The organism is Symbioplanes lichenis, from assembly GCF_030709675.1.
GTDB lineage: Bacteria > Actinomycetota > Actinomycetes > Mycobacteriales > Micromonosporaceae > Actinoplanes > Actinoplanes lichenis.
This window is the reverse complement of record NZ_JAUZQD010000007.1, coordinates 210,531-225,215: the sequence shown is the minus strand read 5'-3', so window position 1 is coordinate 225,215 and position 14,685 is coordinate 210,531. Positions and strand designations below refer to the sequence as shown.

Sequence of the window (14,685 nt, the reverse complement as noted above, 5' to 3'; positions counted from 1 at the left end):
CGGGGTGCGAAGCCTGCGCCGGCGCTGCGAGCAACGACTCGCGGGCATCGACGTGCCGGAACCGTTCGATCTGGACGCTTTCGCGGCGGTTGTCGCCGCCCATCGGGGCCGTCCGCTCGTGCTGCGGCCACTGCCGGGGCTCGAGGCCGGCGCCCCCTGCGGCCTCTGGATCGCCGCCGGCGACACCGACTACGTCTTCTACGATCCCGGCACGTCGCGGCTGCACGCCGAGCACATCGTGCTGCACGAGCTCGCCCACATGCTCAGCGGCCACCGCACCGGCCTCGACGTCAGCGGCGGCGCGCTCGCCCGGCTCGTCCCCGACGTCGACCCCGCCACCGTCTCGCGCATCCTCGGCCGGGTCAGCTACACGACCACGCAGGAGCGCGAGGCCGAGATGCTCGCCTCCCTGATCCGGGCGCGATCGGCCGGCGCCCGCGCCCGGACGGCCGGCGGCACCCTGGGCACCCTCGCCGACGTGCTCAAATTCCGCCGGTGAACGGCGGCCTCTCCAGCGCCCTGTTCCTCGTGCTCTGGGCGACAGTGCTGATCCGCCTGCCCACCCTCGGCCGCGGCCCCGAGCAGCGGGCGCTGTGGGCGACCGTCCTGGCCCTCGCGCTCGTCAAGACGGCCTCCTCCCCGGCCGGATCGGCGGCGCTCGACCGTGTCACCACCCACGCCGCCGTGGTCCCGCACCTCTTCGGCGTCCTCAGCGCCTACTTCCTGCTGCGCTTCGTCATGCTGGTCACCGGCTGGGCCGACACCCACCCCCGGGCCGCGGGGCGCCAGCTGATCGTGACGGTCGCGGTGCTCGTCGCGCTGATCGCCCTCATCGGTACGGACACCGCGTACTGGATCGTCCTGAACAGCTATCTCGGCGGGGTGCTGTCCGTGGCGGGCCTGATCTTCTGGCGTCCCGCCGGGGCGGCCTCCTCCCGGAGCCTCCGCCTGGGACTGCGCGCCATGGCGGCCGGGGTGTGGATCATCGCGCTCTACGCCGTCGTCAAGACCGTTGTCGTGATCGCGGGCGCGCTCGGGGCCCCCGTGTCGTTCGCGCCGATCGAGCCGGTCGCCAACGGGGTGCGTACGGCCGGGATGATTCTCGCCGTCGTCGGGGCGGCGGTTCCGGCCAGTGGGAGGGCGCGGACGATTCTCCGGGCGTACCGGTCGCTGTGGGCCTTGCGTCCGTTGTGGACGCTGATGCGGCGGACGTTCCCGGACGTCATTCTGTTTCCGCGGCGGCGGGCGCTGATCGAGCTGGCGGGGTTCGAGGAGGTGCGGCTGCGGCTGTACCGGCGGGTGATCGAGATCCGGGACGGGATGCTGGCGCTGCGAGGATGGCTGCCGGCGTCGGCGCACGAGGAGGCTCGCCAGTTCGTCGGTGATGCTCCGGCGTCGCTTGTGGAGGCTTGCGCGGTCGCGCTGGCGCTGGACCGGCGGGCGCGGGATCTCGCTCCCGGATCGCCGGACTTCTCGCGTCTTTCCCCGGGCGGCTCGGGGCCTTCTCCGGCCGGCTCTGGGTTTTCTCAGGCCGGCTCGGGGTTGTCTCCGGGCGGGCCGGGCGATTCCGGGCCTTCTTCGGGCGGCTCGGGCGGTTCGGGGCTTTCTCCGGGCGGCTCGGGGGGTCGGTGGCTTGAGGCCGGGGACGATCTGGCGTCGGAGATCGCGTGGCTCAGTGCCGTCAGCGCGGCGATCCGGCGTCCGGAGCCGGCACGTTTCGTGGCCGCCGCGCGGCGCTAGGTCGGCTCGCCACCCTTGCGGCGTTGTTCGAGCTCCCACACCTTGCGGACGAGCTCGCCGATCGTCTCGCGGCTGCTGGGCGACACGTCGGCGGCGCGCAGGGCGATCTCGGTGACCTGGGCGTCGCGCAAAGTGCGGAGCAGCTCGAGCTGACCGTCGATCTTGCGGGTCTCGTCGTCGTCCAGGAAATAGGCGACGGGTACGCCGAAGAACGTCGCCAGCCCCCGCAGATGCTGGATCGTCGGATTGTCGCGGCGGCCGGTGCGCAGCTGCCAGATGTAGGTGTGCGAGATCGCGATGCCCTGCCGCTCGCGGATCGCCTCGGCCACGGCCATGTAGCTCACCTCGCCCTGGCCGGCCCCGCGCACCTGGCGGAACAGCCGGTCGAGCTTGTCGGCGAGGGAGAACTCGGACGGCATCCGCGCTCCTTCCGCCGGTCGCGCCGCTGCGGCCTCGTCATCCGGTGGCCGCCGGTCGGGACAGTTTCGCACGACCCGGACCTTCCGCGCCTGCCCGGCGTTTCGGGCCTTTCCGCACCGGCACGCGCGGTCGGCCCTCTCGCCCGGCACCCGGTCCTGCTCGGCGCCCGTCACCCGGGTCGCCTGGCGCCGCGCGCCGGGCACACCCGGGTCCACCCACGAAATGCGGTCGTTGCGGTGATGTCGCATGAGCAACCCGCGGGCTGCACCATCCCCCGATGTGCGGCATCGCAACGACCGTAAACTCAGGTTGATGACTTCCGGGCCGAGCGTAAACGATGGAGGGAGTGGGCTCAAGCTCATTGCGGTTTCGCGCAATCTCGCCTTCTCGGGGCGGATTTTCCTGGCCCTTCCGGGCTTCTTGGCCGCGCTCTTCCCCGCCTCGCCCTTCCCCACCGCGCTGTTGCTTTTCCGCCGATGCTTTCCCGCCGCGCTCTTCCCGGCCACGTTGTCCCCGGCCGCGCTTCGCTTGTGATCTCAGGACCGGGGCGGCCAGCGCGGCGCTTGCAGTCTCGGAGCCGGAGCGGGCGGCGCGTCGCTTGCAGTCTCGGTGCCGGAGCCGGCGGCGCGTCGCTTGCAGTCTCGGGGCCGGAGCGGGCGGCGCGTCGCTTGTAGTCTCGGGGCCATGACGGACATCGTGGAGAGCCCCGAGGTGTCGACCCTGCTCGATGAGCTGACGCGGATGCCGGGGCGCGAGGACCCCTATCCGCGCTATCGCAGGCTCCGGGAGATTTCACCCATCGTCCGGGCCGGCGACGGCGCACTGGTGGTCACCCGGCACGCCGAATGCACCGCGGTCGTCAAGAACCCGAAGCTCGGCCACGTCCCCGCGCACATGCTCGACTTCGTACGCCCGGGCTGGGCCGACCACCCGTCCCTGCGCCAGCTGTTCACGAGCCTCATCACCATCAACCCGCCCGACCACACGCGCCTGCGCCGCCTGGTGAGCACCTCTTTCACGCCCCGCCGCGTGGAGGCGCTGCGCCCGCGCATCGAGCGCATGGTCGACGACCTGCTCAGCGCCATGAGCGGAAAGGTGGACTTCGTCACGGCGTTCGCGTTCCCGTTGCCGGTCAACGTGATCGGGGAGCTGCTGGGCGTACCGGAGGCTGATCGTCCGCAGTTTCAGCAGCTCGTCCGCGACTGGACGATGGTCATGGAGATCGTCACCGACGAGGTCCTGGCCAAGGCCGACCCGGCGGCCGCCACGATCCGCGACTACCTGGCGGGGCTCGCGGCCGAGCGCCGCGCGCGGCCGACCGACGACCTGATGAGCGCGCTGGTCGCCGCCGAGGAGGACGGCGACAAACTGAGCGAGGACGAGCTGCTCACCATGGCCGGCCTGCTCTTCATGGCCGGCTTCGAGACCACCACCAACCTGCTCGCCAACAGCGTCGTCGCGCTCCTGGACCATCCCGGCCAGCTCGCCAAGCTGCGCACGGACGGCGCGGCGATCGCGGTTCCCGCGGTCGAGGAGCTTCTCCGGTACGACTCCCCGGTCCAACTGATCCCCCGCATCGCCTGGGACGACATCGAGGTCGCCGGCGTCCCGATCCAGGGCGGCGAACGGATCATCTCCTACCTCGGGGCGGGCAACCGCGACCCGGAACGCTTCGAGAACCCGGACCGCCTCGACCTCACCCGCCCCGACAACGCCCCCGTCTCCTTCGGCGGCGGCATCCACTACTGCCTGGGCGCGCCGCTCGCCCGCCTCGAAGCACAGATCGCTTTGCCGGCGCTGGCCCAACGCTTCCCGGCGATGCAGCTGGCCGGGGCGCCGGCGCGAAGAGACAGCCTGACCCTGCGCGGACTCACAAGCCTGCCGGTCGCCGTCGACTGAGACGTTCCGGGCCGGCACTGGACCGCGCGGCTTCGCTCACCGGCCGCGCGGATCCGGTCGCTCCCGCCGCGATGCGTCGCCCACTTTCCCGCCAAGATGCGACGCGCTGCTGCCCTGACGCGATGCGTCTCCGCTCTGCCGCCGGATTCATCACGGCACTGCCCCGCCGCGATCCGGCGTCCCGCGATTCCCCGCGGACTGTCGCGCCGGGCATCGGGCGGCCGCGCGGGATCCGGGGCGGGAGGCGGTCACGCACACGGAATCGGTGCGGAAATAGGAGCGCCGCTGCGAATTCCACGGGGGAAGAACTCGCAACGGCGTCCGGCACAGAGTATCGACCGATCCCGGTCTTTGTCCATCTCCTGAATCGATCATTCCGCGTCGCGCCGCCGATCGCGCGTTGGCCGATCGCGCGCAGGCCGATCGCGCGCAGGCCGACCGCGCGCAGGCCGACCGCGCAGGCCGATCGCGGCGGCTGTTCGCGGCGGCTGTTCGCGGCGGCTGTGCGACGACGCCCACGGGCCGGGGCGTCGGCGGCGACCATTCGGGGACACCCCACCGCTGGGGCGTCGGCGACTATTACTCGAGGAAGCCCATGGCCAGGGGGTCGGCGACTATTCGAGGACGCCCACGGCTGGGGCGTCGGCGCTCTTCGCGAGGAGCTTCTTGCGTTGCTTGACGGGGAGCCGGTCCACGTACAGCAGGCCGTCGAGATGGTCCGTCTCGTGCTGCAGGCAGCGGGCCAGCAGGCCGGTGCCGTCGATGCGGACGGGGTTGCCCTTCGTGTCGACACCGGTGACGTACGAGGTGGCGGGGCGGCCCACCTCCGCCCGGACGCCCGGGACGGAGAGGCAGCCCTCGTCGTCGACCTCGAGCCCCCGGCCCTCGGGCAAGTGCAGGACCGGGTTGACGACGTGGGCGACGACGTGGGTGCCCGTCTCGTCGGGGCAGTCGACCACGAAGACCCGGGCGTCGACGCCGATCTGGTTTGCCGCGAGCCCGACGCCCTCGGCCGCCGCCATGCTCGCGAACATGTCCGCGACCAACTGCTCCAGCGCCTCGTCGAAGACCGTCACGTCGGCGCACCGGCGGTGGAGCACGGGGTTGCCGTAACGGGTGATCGGTCGCGGAGTTCCTGCCCGGGTCTGCACGGTCCGTATTCTAGAACTTTGCGAAGACCCCATCAGGCGGGCAGCGTCCCGCCCGTGACCCCGCGCGGGATCCGATCAGGCCGGCGGCGTTTCCGTCCATGGCCCCGCGGGATCCGATCAGGCGGCGGCGTCCCCGTCCGTGGCCCTGCGGGATCCGATCAGGCCGGCGGCGTGCCGTTGTCGTCGGGGCGGCCACCCCGGCGAGCCGCTCTTCCGGCCGCGCCGGCTGCGGTGCCGACCCAGGCGCCTACCTTGCCGGCTTGCGTACCCGCCCAGTCGCCGAGGTCCGCCGCCCCGCCGCCGATGCGCCGGGCGAGGGTGACGAGCGGGTCCTGTGACGTACGGAAGGTCTCGCGGTAGTGCGCAGCCGCCGCCTTCACATCGGCGGTGACCGACGCGTCGCCGTCGGAGTCGCGCCGTTCGTAGTCGCCGCCGAGCACGGTCGCGTACTCCCCGGAGTCGACCCAGCGGCGGAGCTCGGCCGCGCGGGCCACCGGGACCGGGACGCCGCTGAAGGCAGTCATGCCGATCTTGTGGATGCTGTCCCGGAGGTCGCCGCCGCCTTGGTACTCAGCGGCCTGCTCGAGGAACGCCGCGGTGTCGATCTGGGTGAGGTCGCCGCCGCCGGCCATCTTCATGAGCAGGCGGGTCGACGCGGCGGGGTCCTGACCGGCGAGCAGCCCGGCGCGGTCGGCGGAGAGCTCCGCCTTGCGCCACCACTCGTACATGGCGGCGATGATGGCGCGCAGGGCGATCGCCCCGACCGGGACCCAGCTGATCTGGGTGACCCAGCGGGTCAGAATGATCATGATCGTCTGATAGACGGCGTGCCCGCTGCGGACATGGCCGATCTCGTGGCCGAGCAGGGTGAGCAGCTCGTCGTCGTCGAGCTTCTCCACGGCGGCGGTCGAGACGACGATGAAGGGCTGGTTGAGGCCGACGGCGCGCCCGTTGATCACGGGATCCTGCGCGACGAAGAGCTCCGGCAGCTCCGCGACGTCGAGGGTGGTCGCCGCCTCCGTGAAGAGCCGGTACACCCTGGGGTACTGCCGGTGGTCGACCCGGATGGCCCCGGCGAGATGCTGGAGCCGGAAGCCCCGCTCGTTCCACACCCCGAAGATCGACCGCACGACATCGTCGAAGCCGCGCAGCTCGCGCAGGGCGGTCAGGGCACCCCGGTCGGCCGGATGCTCCCAGGCCCGCGAGCTGATGCCGGTCAGGGTCACCCGCCGGCGGGCGGGGCGGTTCTCGTCGTCCGTGGTCATCGCGGTTGCCTCCGGTGACTGGTCGTCAGGTCAGCAAGCAGCCTCCTCGCCGCCCCGCCCCGGGCGCATCGGCTCCCAGCGGGAACTCGCCGCGGTTCCCTCCGACTTTCGGCCGAGGGGCCGGAGCCGCTTGCGGTCGGAGCCGCTTGCGGTCGGAGCCGCTTGCGGTCGGAGCCGCTTGCGGTCGGAGCCGGAACCCCTCCTGGCCGGGCCGCATCCGCTTCCGGCCGAGGAGCCGCATCCGCTTCCGGCCGAGGGGCCGGAGCCGCTTCCGGCTGAGAGGCCGCATCCGCTTTCGGCCGAGGGGCAGGATCCGTCAGAAACACCTCAGGCTGAGGTCTTTTTGAGGTACGCAACGCCTTGTTACGATCTTGTTAAACGGGCAGGCTTCGGGGCATGAGGATCGCCGGAGCCCCCATCTCCTGGGGCGTGAGCGAGGTCCCGGGCTGGGGCCGTCAGTTGCCCGCCGATCAAGTGCTGCGCGAGATGCGGGAGATCGGCCTCACCGCCACCGAGTTCGGCCCGGACGGCTTCCTGCCCGCCGACGGCGCCGCCGCGAGAGCGATCCTCCACAAAGAACAGCTCGCCGCTGTCGGAGGCTTCGTACCGGTGGTCCTGCACCGGGGCCAACCCACAGTGGACCTCGACCGTTTCGTAGCCGCCGGCGCGGACACCGTGGTGCTCGCCGCGGCGACGGGGCTGGACGGCTACGACACGCGCCCGCAGCTCGACGAGTCCGGCTGGGCGCGCACGCTGGCCAACTTGAACGCTTTGCACGAAAGCGCGCATGCCCGGGGGCTGACGGCCGTACTCCATCCGCACGCCGGCACGATGATCGAGCGCCCGGACGAGGTGCTCCGAGTGCTGAGCGGCTCGCGCATCGCCCTCTGCCTGGACACCGGCCACCTACTCATCGGCGGCACCGACCCCGCCGACCTGGCCGAACGATTCGCCGGCCGCATCGCCCACGTCCACGCCAAGGACGTCGACGCGGCGCTGGCCAGGGAGGTGCGCGAGGGGCAGCGGCCCTTCACTGATGCCGTACGCGCGGGCATGTTCCGCCCGATCGGCGACGGCGACGTGGACTTCGCCCGGGTCGCCGCGGCCCTGCACCGGCACGGGTACGACGGCTGGTGGGTCCTGGAACAGGACACGATCCTGAACGGTGAACATGCGGGCCCGAGCCCCGCCGAAGCAGTACGTCGCAGCGCCGATTGTCTTCGCGCGATCCTCCGCTCGTTCGCTCAGTGAAGATGCGCGAAGCACTTCCTCTGTTCGCCATGCGATCGGGTGCAGGTGGGACGAGCTGCGCACCGTCGAGCACGGCCGCGAGGCGCTGATGGTCTCGACGGTCGGTGTGTACGCCTTCGCAGGGAGGGTTCGTTCATTCGCTCAGTAGCGTGCGCGCCATGCGTCACGCACTCGTTAGCGAGCGGATCAAGCGTCATTCGGTACGCGTCGTTCGCTCAGCAGCGGGCGGGGCCAAGCGTCGTTCGGTACGCGTCGTTCGCTCAGCAGCGGGCGGGGCCAAGCGTCGTTCGGTACGCGTCATTCGCTCAGCAGCGGGCGGGGCATGTGTCATTCGCTCAGTGAGCGTGCGCGAGCGAGCAGGACACTCCGCTCACCGTCCGTGGCGGCTGCGGCGGCGGCTGACTCGTACAACTGAGCAGCCGCAACCGGATCGCCCGCGCGCGAGGTCAGATCGGCCGCCACGGCGAGCGCCGGTGCGTAGCCGTCGAGCCCGCCGCCCGCCCGCGCCTCGGCGAGCAGGGCGAGACCACGGGCGGGACTGTGCGCGTATCCGTGCGCCAATGCGCGATTGAGCCGCACCACGGGTGACGGAAGCAGCAAAGCCAGCCGATCGTAGAGATCCGCGACGCGCACCCAGTCCGTCTCATGCGCGACATGGCACGCGGCGATGGCCGCCTGGATCGCATACGGCCCGTCCGCTACCCACCGACACTCCTCCGCACTCACATCGGCAGCACGCTCACGGGAACCCGCGCCGACGTCAGAACGCCGGTTGCCGTGAGTCGCCGGCGGCGCGGGTCGGACGCCGGCGATGTCGGGCGGTGGCAACACCGCCAGCGCCTCCCCGATTGCGGCGTGGTCCCAGCGCGAGCGGTCCTGCTCCGTCAGCACGATTGGCCGGCCCTGCTCGTCCAGGCGCGCGCTTCTGCGCGAATGCTGCAACAGGAACAGAGCAAGTAGTCCGCGCACCTCCGGCTCTCCCGGTATCAGCCGGTCGAGCAATCGCGCGAGCCGGATCGCCTCGGCTGCGAACTCCGACGGGCCGCCCGGGTCGTAGCCGCGCGTGAACAGCAGGTACAAGACGCCGAGCACGCTGGGCAGCCGCTCGGCGAGATCCGGACCGGCCGGGATCTGGTACGGGATACGGGCCTGGGCGATCTTGGTTTTCGCGCGCGTGAGGCGGCGGGTCATTGTTGATTCGCTCACGAGGAACACGCGCGCGATGTCCGCGGCGGACATTCCTGTCACCGTTCGCAGTGTCAGTGCCACCCGGGCTTCCAGGGACAGCGCGGGGTGGCAGCACGTGAAGATCAGCCGGAGCCGGTCGTCCTGCCCCGGCGACTGCGGCTCCTCCGGCAGGTTCGCCAGCTCGGCGAGTTTTCGCTGCTCAGTATTGCGCCGCCGGACGATGTCGAGGGCGCGGTTGCGGGCCACCGTCATCAGCCAGCCGCCCGGATTGTCGGGGATGCCGCTCGTACGCCAGCGGTCGAGGGCGGTCGCGAGCGCATCCTGCGTCGCGTCCTCCGCGAGGTCCCAGTCGCCTGTCACCCGGATCAAGGTCGCGACGACCTGCGCATAGGACTCCCGATGCGCCTGCGCGACCGCTGCTCGAACGCTCATTCCCCACTCACCAACGGACGATCCTGAACGCTCACCCCACGGCGACCTCGAGCGCTCGCAAGCGGACGATCTCGGGCACTCGCAAGCGGACGATCTCGAGCGCCCGCTTCTCAGCTCACGAACGGCCGGATCTCGATGCGTCCGGCGTAGGCCATCGGGTGCGCCCGCGCGACCCGCACAGCCTCGTCCAGATCCGCGCACTCGAGGACGTCGTAGCCCACGATCACCTCCTTGCTCTCCGTGAACGGGCCGTCGGTCAGGAGCAGCTCGCCGCCGCGTACGCGCACGGTCGTCGCGGCGCCGGGGCCGGCCAGCTGGTCGCCGTCGAGCCGGCGGCCCGCCGCGTCGTTCTCCTCGACCCACGCGTCAATGTCGGGAGCGTCACCCGTGTCGGGCTCGGTGTCGGTGCAGACGAACATCATGTACTTCACGGTTCGATCCTCTCGGCTGCCGGTTTACCCGGCTGACGAACGAGCACCGGGCTTTCCGGACCGTTGTACGGAGTGATCACTTGCACAGGCGACGGCTGCGAGCGCGGCGGCCCGGGCAACTCGCCTTGGGCCTGCAACACCAGGTGACACGCGTGCCGCAGGTCCTGCCGCAGATCGTGGTGGAGGACGGCCGACAGCCGCCCGTCGCGCAACAGTTGCGCGTTTTCGCCGTCGAGATCGTGCGCGATGAACACGTCGTACTTGCGCGTTTCGCGGTCGAACGCGTCGACCACGGCCGTGTTGCCGCCCGCCCCCGCATAGAGCGAGTAGACGGCCCGTACCTCCGGGTGCGCGGCGAGCAGCTCGCGCGTTCCGATGTGGACGGCATCCGCACGGTCTTCCTCGTCGACGACTTCCCGCAGCGTACGGCTCATGCCCTGGGCCCGCATCCCCGCCCGGAAGCCCATCTCCCGCTCGTCCTCGCCGTGGAACGACCCGCGCCCGCGCACGACCAGCACCTCGCCGGGACGATCGCCGAGCCACTGCCGGACCAGATAGGCCGCAGTGGCGCCGGCTGAGCGATTGTCGATTCCGGCGTACGCCTTGCGCGCGCTCGTGGGCAGGTCGGTGACGAAAGCGACAACCGGCGTCCCCTGTCTGTCCAGCCGCGCGACAGCCGCGACGACCTCGGGCGAGTCCGGCGCCTTGAGGATCACGCCGTGCGACCGGTTGCGGGCCACCTTGTCCAGGACGGTGACCAGTTCGTCGGGCGGCCCGCCGTCGAGGAAGTGGAACCGGCACCGCAGCACCGCGGGACGCAACGCCGGCAGCTCCGCCTCGAGCGCGGCGCGCACGGCGGCGGTGAAGCGCGGCGGCGACTGCACCACGACGTCGAGCATGAACGTGCGGCCGCCGATGCGCAGTTGTGAGCGTTGCCGGTCCAGGTCGGCGATGGCCTGCTCGACCTCGCGTACGGTGCCCGGCCGCACGCCCCCACGCCGGTGCAGCACGCGGTCGATCGTCGCCGGGCTGAGGCCGGACTGGGCCGCGATCTCCCGGATCAGATAGGGCGTCCGGGCCCGCTTCGGAGCGCCGGCGACGGGGTCGGACGGGGACTGCTTCATGCGTACATTTTTGATGGCTTTTTGAGGGGTTTTCAAGCACCTTGTCGGGTGATGACCTGAGGTGATCACCGGGGATTTGGGCGATCTTCGGCCGACGGCGGTATCATCTGACGAGCGCCGGTGCTCCGGTGCAGCCCCTGGCCGAGAGGCGCTGCGACGGGCGGGTCCGACAAGACCCGGTCCGCCACGCTCGGCCCGCGGGTCACCTACGTCAAGGGCGCCTCCTGACGAGGGGGGTGCCCTCTTTCATGTCCGATCGCCTGCAGACCGTCAACGGCCTCGACTTCGCGGTGGCCGACCTGAGCCTGGCCCCGTTCGGCCGGCACCAGATGCGCCTGGCCGAGGTCGAGATGCCCGGCCTGATGAGCGTCCGTGAGGAGTTCCGGGCCGCGCAGCCGCTCAAGGGCGCGCGCATCGCCGGCTCGCTGCACATGACGATCCAGACCGCCGTGCTGATCGAGACGCTGACCGCGCTCGGTGCGCAGGTCCGCTGGGTCTCCTGCAACATCTTCTCGACGCAGGACGAGGCCGCCGCGGCGGTCGTCGTCGGCCCCGAGGGCACCGTCGAGGCGCCCACCGGTGTGCCGGTCTTCGCCTGGAAGGGCGAGACGCTCGAGGAGTACTGGTGGTGCACCGAGCAGCTGTTCGACTTCGGCGGTGGCCTCGGCCCCAACATGATCCTCGACGACGGCGGTGACGCCACCCTGCTCGTGCACAAGGGCCGGGAGTTCGAGCTGGCCGGCGCGGTCCCCGCGACGACCGAGGACGACAGCCACGAGTACACGATCATTCTCGAGACCCTGCGCCGCAGCCTGGCGGCGGACAAGGGCCGGTTCACCAAGATCGCGTCCGAGATCAAGGGCGTGACCGAGGAGACCACCACCGGCGTGGCGCGTCTCTACAAGTTCGCCAAGACCGGCGAGCTGCTCTTCCCGGCGATCAACGTCAACGACTCGGTCACCAAGAGCAAGTTCGACAACAAGTACGGCATCCGCCACTCCCTGGTCGACGGGCTCAACCGCGCCACCGACGTGATGCTCGGCGGCAAGCTGGCCGTGGTCTGCGGCTACGGCGACGTCGGCAAGGGCTCGGCCGAGACGCTCCGGGGCCAGGGCGCCCGCGTCGTCGTCACCGAGGTCGACCCGATCTGCGCGCTGCAGGCGGCCATGGACGGCATGCAGGTCGTCCGCATCGAGGACGTCGTCTCCGAGGCGGACATCTTCATCACCACCACCGGCGGCACCGACATCATCACGCCGGAGCACATGGCGAAGATGAAGCACAACGCCATCGTCGGCAACGTCGGTCACTTCGACGACGAGATCGACATGGCCGGCCTGGCCAAGGTCCCCGGCATCGAGAAGGTCGAGGTCAAGCCCCAGGTCCACGAGTGGCGCTTCCCGGACGGCCACGCGGTCATCGTGCTGTCCGAGGGCCGCCTGATGAACCTCGGCAACGCCACCGGCCACCCGAGCTTCGTCATGTCGAACTCCTTCACCAACCAGGTGATCGCGCAGATCGAGCTCTGGACCAAGCCGGACGCGTACGAGAAGCAGGTCTACGTTCTCCCCAAGCACCTGGACGAGAAGGTCGCCCGCCTGCACCTCGACGCGCTGGGCGTGCGCCTGACCGAGCTCACCAAGAAGCAGGCCGAGTACCTCGGCGTGGCGGTCGAGGGTCCCTACAAGCCGGACCACTACCGCTACTGAGTTGCGTCTTTTCCGAAAGGCCCCGTCGCGAGAAGCGGCGGGGCTTTCGCCCTTATCGGCGACTCCACGCCGATATGCGATCCAGCAGGTGCGCGCCGAGCTCGTTGCCCCGCTGCAGTGCGGCTGTCTGGAAGACGTGCGGCATCCCCTCGTACACGTCGACTTCGACCTCGACGCCGGCCGCCGCAGCCTTCTCCGCGAACCGCAAGGTGTCGTCGCGCAACGCCTCGCCGCCCCCGACCACCATGACCAGCGGCGGCAGCCCGCGCAGATCCCCATGAAGCGGCGACTGCGGCGCGGCGTCCCCGGGCGCCCCGGCGAGATATTGCCCGATCAGCCGTGTGAGCATCTCCCGCCCCACCGGATCAACCGGCGAATCGTCCACCGACGCGCCGGTCACCGCCAGATCCGTCACCGCCGACCAGGTCAACACCCTTGCCGGCAGCCGGTCCCCGGCATCCCGCAACACCAGCAGCGCGGAGAGAACGAGCGCCGCCCCGGAAGACTCCCCGATCACGAGCTCCGCCCCGCGCACCGCCGCGACAACATCGGCGAGCGGCGCCGGAAAGGGATCCGCCGGCGCGAGACGGTAGTAGACCACGAACACGGGTCGCCCGGTCACGCGCGAGAACTCGTACGCCTCCCTGTGCATGAAGGCCGGGTTCCGATGCTCGAATCCGCCGCCGTGGACGTACACGAGCGGGTTGTCAGCGGGATTGACTCCCTCCGCCGCAACCAGCGTCCCGCCCGGCTTTTGCTCCGCCACCACGGGAATCCCGAAGTCGATCTCTCCGAAGTCCGGCACAGCCCCGAGCCCGCCCGGCACAGCAATCTCAGCAATCTCCACCCACCGACTGCTACCGGTTGTCGAGCACCAAGGCAAACCGATAACGGTACGGACGGGATTGGCACGTGCAACCGATGAGTGAACCGGTCACTCACCGGAAGAGATGTCACGCCCAGCTACTATCAAGTCACACAAGTCAATGCGGCCCGTTTGCCGACGGGCGCGCAAGAGGCACGGTGACGTCCATGGCCAAGCCCTTCGCCCAGGCTGTTGCTCGGATGACCATCAGGCTCCTTCTTCTCGCCGCCGGCACTGTCGCCGGACTCGCGGCGGTTCTGTGGTCCCCTGTCCTTCTTCTCACCCTGCTCGGCGATGGCCTCCCGTGGTCCGATCTCTCGGACATTGGTGAGGCTTACGGCGGCGCGTCCGCTGTCGTGTCAGCGATCGCCCTCACGGGAGTCGCCGCCTCGCTGACTTACCAGGTCCGGCAAACTCGCCAAGAGCAAATCAGCTCAGATCGACAGCGACATCTCGACCTGCTGAAGCTCGGCCTGGACGATCCAGAACTGTTCGAGGCCCTGGACGGCGGAGGCCTCGTCACGTACGAACATCGCAAGAAGGTCTATGCGAACCTCTGGATGGGCTACTGGCTGGGTTTATGGCAGCTCGGTGACCTACCAGAGGCCGAGCTGCGCCACAACGTGTCGCGCATGTTCTGGAGCCCGGACTCGCGCAACTGGTGGAACGAGCGCCGGGCGACATGGATCGAGCCGCGTAACCGCAGGCAACGTCGCTTCGTAGCACTCGTCACCGACGAATGGCACAAGGCCGAAAGTCGCGCGGCCGCTCGGCCACCCTTGGTGACATCGGCGAAGCGACGCCGGGCCGGCGCGACGAAGCGAGGCTCGCATGTCTTGGCCGGAGCTTTCGCAGGCACTGTGTCCATTGCCCACGTCGGCTTGTCGGTCTTGGAACGCCGGTATCTCAGGACCGGTCGAAGCGACCCGACTTCACATCGATCAGGAAACCGGCGAAGGCTTCCCGGGTCATGGCGATGACAGGCCCGTCCGGGTCCTTCGAATCACGGATGAGAACGGCTTCCGTATCACCGCAGGCGACCTCGACGCAGTCGCGGTCCAGCGCGGACCGACTGCTTTTGCGCCAACTCAACGGCTCAGTGCCCATATCGCTCTTCAAGGTCGCCTTCGCGGTCAGGTCTGAGAGGAGACAACCTGACCATCTTCGGCCACCGACGCTCGCAGAACCAGGAGAACACGCCCACCATCAG

15 protein-coding genes are annotated in these 14,685 nt (G+C 70.2%); 7 read left to right on the top strand and 8 right to left on the bottom strand.

Annotated elements, in window-relative coordinates; translation table 11 throughout:
- The first annotated feature begins 4 nt into the window (after positions 1 to 4).
- Positions 5 to 499 carry a hypothetical protein gene (locus tag RAN62_RS18585; RefSeq protein WP_305785946.1) on the top strand — a complete coding sequence of 165 codons (495 nt, stop codon included), beginning with the start codon at positions 5 to 7 and terminating at the stop codon, positions 497 to 499.
- Positions 496 to 1,740 carry an MAB_1171c family putative transporter gene (locus RAN62_RS18580; RefSeq protein WP_305785945.1) on the top strand — a complete coding sequence of 415 codons (1,245 nt, stop codon included), beginning with the start codon at positions 496 to 498 and terminating at the stop codon, positions 1,738 to 1,740. The genes RAN62_RS18585 and RAN62_RS18580 overlap by 4 nt, the downstream gene beginning before the upstream one ends.
- Here RAN62_RS18580 and RAN62_RS18575 read toward each other — a convergent pair.
- Positions 1,737 to 2,159 carry a helix-turn-helix domain-containing protein gene (locus tag RAN62_RS18575; protein ID WP_305785944.1) on the bottom strand — a complete coding sequence of 141 codons (423 nt, stop codon included), beginning with the start codon at positions 2,157 to 2,159 and terminating at the stop codon, positions 1,737 to 1,739. The two genes, RAN62_RS18580 and RAN62_RS18575, sit on opposite strands and share 4 nt — an antisense overlap.
- A 313-nt stretch (positions 2,160 to 2,472) precedes the next feature.
- Between RAN62_RS18575 and RAN62_RS18570 the strand changes: the two genes are divergently transcribed.
- Together RAN62_RS18570 and RAN62_RS18565 are read left to right on the top strand one after the other, a co-directional pair.
- A complete protein-coding gene (locus tag RAN62_RS18570) occupies positions 2,473 to 2,694 on the top strand; it encodes a hypothetical protein (RefSeq protein ID WP_305785943.1) in 222 nt (73 codons plus the stop codon).
- A 150-nt stretch (positions 2,695 to 2,844) separates the two neighbouring features.
- The gene (locus tag RAN62_RS18565) at positions 2,845 to 4,059 is read left to right on the top strand and encodes a cytochrome P450 (RefSeq protein ID WP_305785942.1); all 1,215 of its coding nucleotides are present in this window, start codon (positions 2,845 to 2,847) and stop codon (positions 4,057 to 4,059) included.
- A 614-nt stretch (positions 4,060 to 4,673) separates the two neighbouring features.
- On the opposite strand, the gene def is transcribed toward RAN62_RS18565, so the two are convergent.
- Positions 4,674 to 5,210: a peptide deformylase gene (gene def / locus RAN62_RS18560; protein ID WP_305785941.1), complete on the bottom strand. Its 537-nt coding sequence runs from the start codon at positions 5,208 to 5,210 to the stop codon at positions 4,674 to 4,676.
- 158 nt (positions 5,211 to 5,368) lie between these two features.
- Positions 5,369 to 6,475, bottom strand: a complete 1,107-nt coding sequence (locus RAN62_RS18555; RefSeq protein WP_305785940.1) for a M48 family metallopeptidase — start codon at positions 6,473 to 6,475, stop codon at positions 5,369 to 5,371.
- Between the two features lie 396 nt (positions 6,476 to 6,871).
- Here RAN62_RS18555 and RAN62_RS18550 point away from each other — a divergent pair, with 396 nt between their 5' ends.
- On the top strand, positions 6,872 to 7,726 hold the full coding sequence (locus RAN62_RS18550) for a TIM barrel protein (RefSeq protein WP_305785939.1): 855 nt from the start codon (positions 6,872 to 6,874) through the stop codon (positions 7,724 to 7,726).
- Between the two features lie 327 nt (positions 7,727 to 8,053).
- Here RAN62_RS18550 and RAN62_RS18545 read toward each other — a convergent pair whose 3' ends face one another.
- The 3 genes from RAN62_RS18545 to RAN62_RS18535 all read right to left on the bottom strand — a co-directional run bounded on the left by RAN62_RS18545 (position 8,054) and on the right by RAN62_RS18535 (position 10,901).
- Positions 8,054 to 9,346, bottom strand: a complete 1,293-nt coding sequence (locus RAN62_RS18545; protein WP_305785938.1) for an RNA polymerase sigma factor — start codon at positions 9,344 to 9,346, stop codon at positions 8,054 to 8,056.
- Positions 9,347 to 9,456: 110 nt separating this feature from the next.
- A complete protein-coding gene (locus tag RAN62_RS18540) occupies positions 9,457 to 9,777 on the bottom strand; it encodes a YciI family protein (protein WP_305785937.1) in 321 nt (106 codons plus the stop codon).
- Positions 9,774 to 10,901, bottom strand: coding sequence for a LacI family DNA-binding transcriptional regulator (locus RAN62_RS18535; RefSeq protein WP_305785936.1), 1,128 nt, complete (start codon positions 10,899 to 10,901; stop codon positions 9,774 to 9,776). The genes RAN62_RS18540 and RAN62_RS18535 overlap by 4 nt, the downstream gene beginning before the upstream one ends.
- Positions 10,902 to 11,125: 224 nt before the next feature.
- Here RAN62_RS18535 and ahcY point away from each other — a divergent pair, with 224 nt between their 5' ends.
- Positions 11,126 to 12,610, top strand: a complete 1,485-nt coding sequence (ahcY, locus tag RAN62_RS18530; protein WP_438874522.1) for an adenosylhomocysteinase — start codon at positions 11,126 to 11,128, stop codon at positions 12,608 to 12,610.
- Between the two features lie 52 nt (positions 12,611 to 12,662).
- Here the strand turns inward: ahcY and RAN62_RS18525 are convergent, their stop codons facing one another.
- Complete coding sequence (locus RAN62_RS18525; RefSeq protein ID WP_305785934.1) at positions 12,663 to 13,457, bottom strand: alpha/beta hydrolase fold domain-containing protein; 795 nt, start codon at positions 13,455 to 13,457, stop codon at positions 12,663 to 12,665.
- A 185-nt stretch (positions 13,458 to 13,642) separates the two neighbouring features.
- On the opposite strand from RAN62_RS18525, the gene RAN62_RS18520 reads away from it, so the two are divergent.
- On the top strand, positions 13,643 to 14,455 hold the full coding sequence (locus RAN62_RS18520) for a DUF6082 family protein (protein ID WP_305785933.1): 813 nt from the start codon (positions 13,643 to 13,645) through the stop codon (positions 14,453 to 14,455).
- Here RAN62_RS18520 and RAN62_RS18515 read toward each other — a convergent pair.
- Positions 14,382 to 14,582: a DUF397 domain-containing protein gene (locus tag RAN62_RS18515; protein WP_305785932.1), complete on the bottom strand. Its 201-nt coding sequence runs from the start codon at positions 14,580 to 14,582 to the stop codon at positions 14,382 to 14,384. The two genes, RAN62_RS18520 and RAN62_RS18515, sit on opposite strands and share 74 nt — an antisense overlap.
- Positions 14,583 to 14,685: the final 103 nt, after the last annotated feature.

Coding starts and splice junctions, on each gene's coding strand:
- RAN62_RS18575 (WP_305785944.1), bottom strand. CDS start 2,159: ATGCCGTCCGAGTTCTCCCTCGCCGACAAGCTCGACCGGCTGTTCCGC.
- RAN62_RS18570 (WP_305785943.1), top strand. CDS start 2,473: ATGACTTCCGGGCCGAGCGTAAACGATGGAGGGAGTGGGCTCAAGCTC.
- RAN62_RS18565 (WP_305785942.1), top strand. CDS start 2,845: ATGACGGACATCGTGGAGAGCCCCGAGGTGTCGACCCTGCTCGATGAG.
- RAN62_RS18555 (WP_305785940.1), bottom strand. CDS start 6,475: ATGACCACGGACGACGAGAACCGCCCCGCCCGCCGGCGGGTGACCCTG.
- RAN62_RS18550 (WP_305785939.1), top strand. CDS start 6,872: ATGAGGATCGCCGGAGCCCCCATCTCCTGGGGCGTGAGCGAGGTCCCG.
- RAN62_RS18545 (WP_305785938.1), bottom strand. CDS start 9,346: ATGAGCGTTCGAGCAGCGGTCGCGCAGGCGCATCGGGAGTCCTATGCG.
- RAN62_RS18535 (WP_305785936.1), bottom strand. CDS start 10,901: ATGAAGCAGTCCCCGTCCGACCCCGTCGCCGGCGCTCCGAAGCGGGCC.
- RAN62_RS18520 (WP_305785933.1), top strand. CDS start 13,643: ATGGCCAAGCCCTTCGCCCAGGCTGTTGCTCGGATGACCATCAGGCTC.
- RAN62_RS18515 (WP_305785932.1), bottom strand. CDS start 14,582: ATGGGCACTGAGCCGTTGAGTTGGCGCAAAAGCAGTCGGTCCGCGCTG.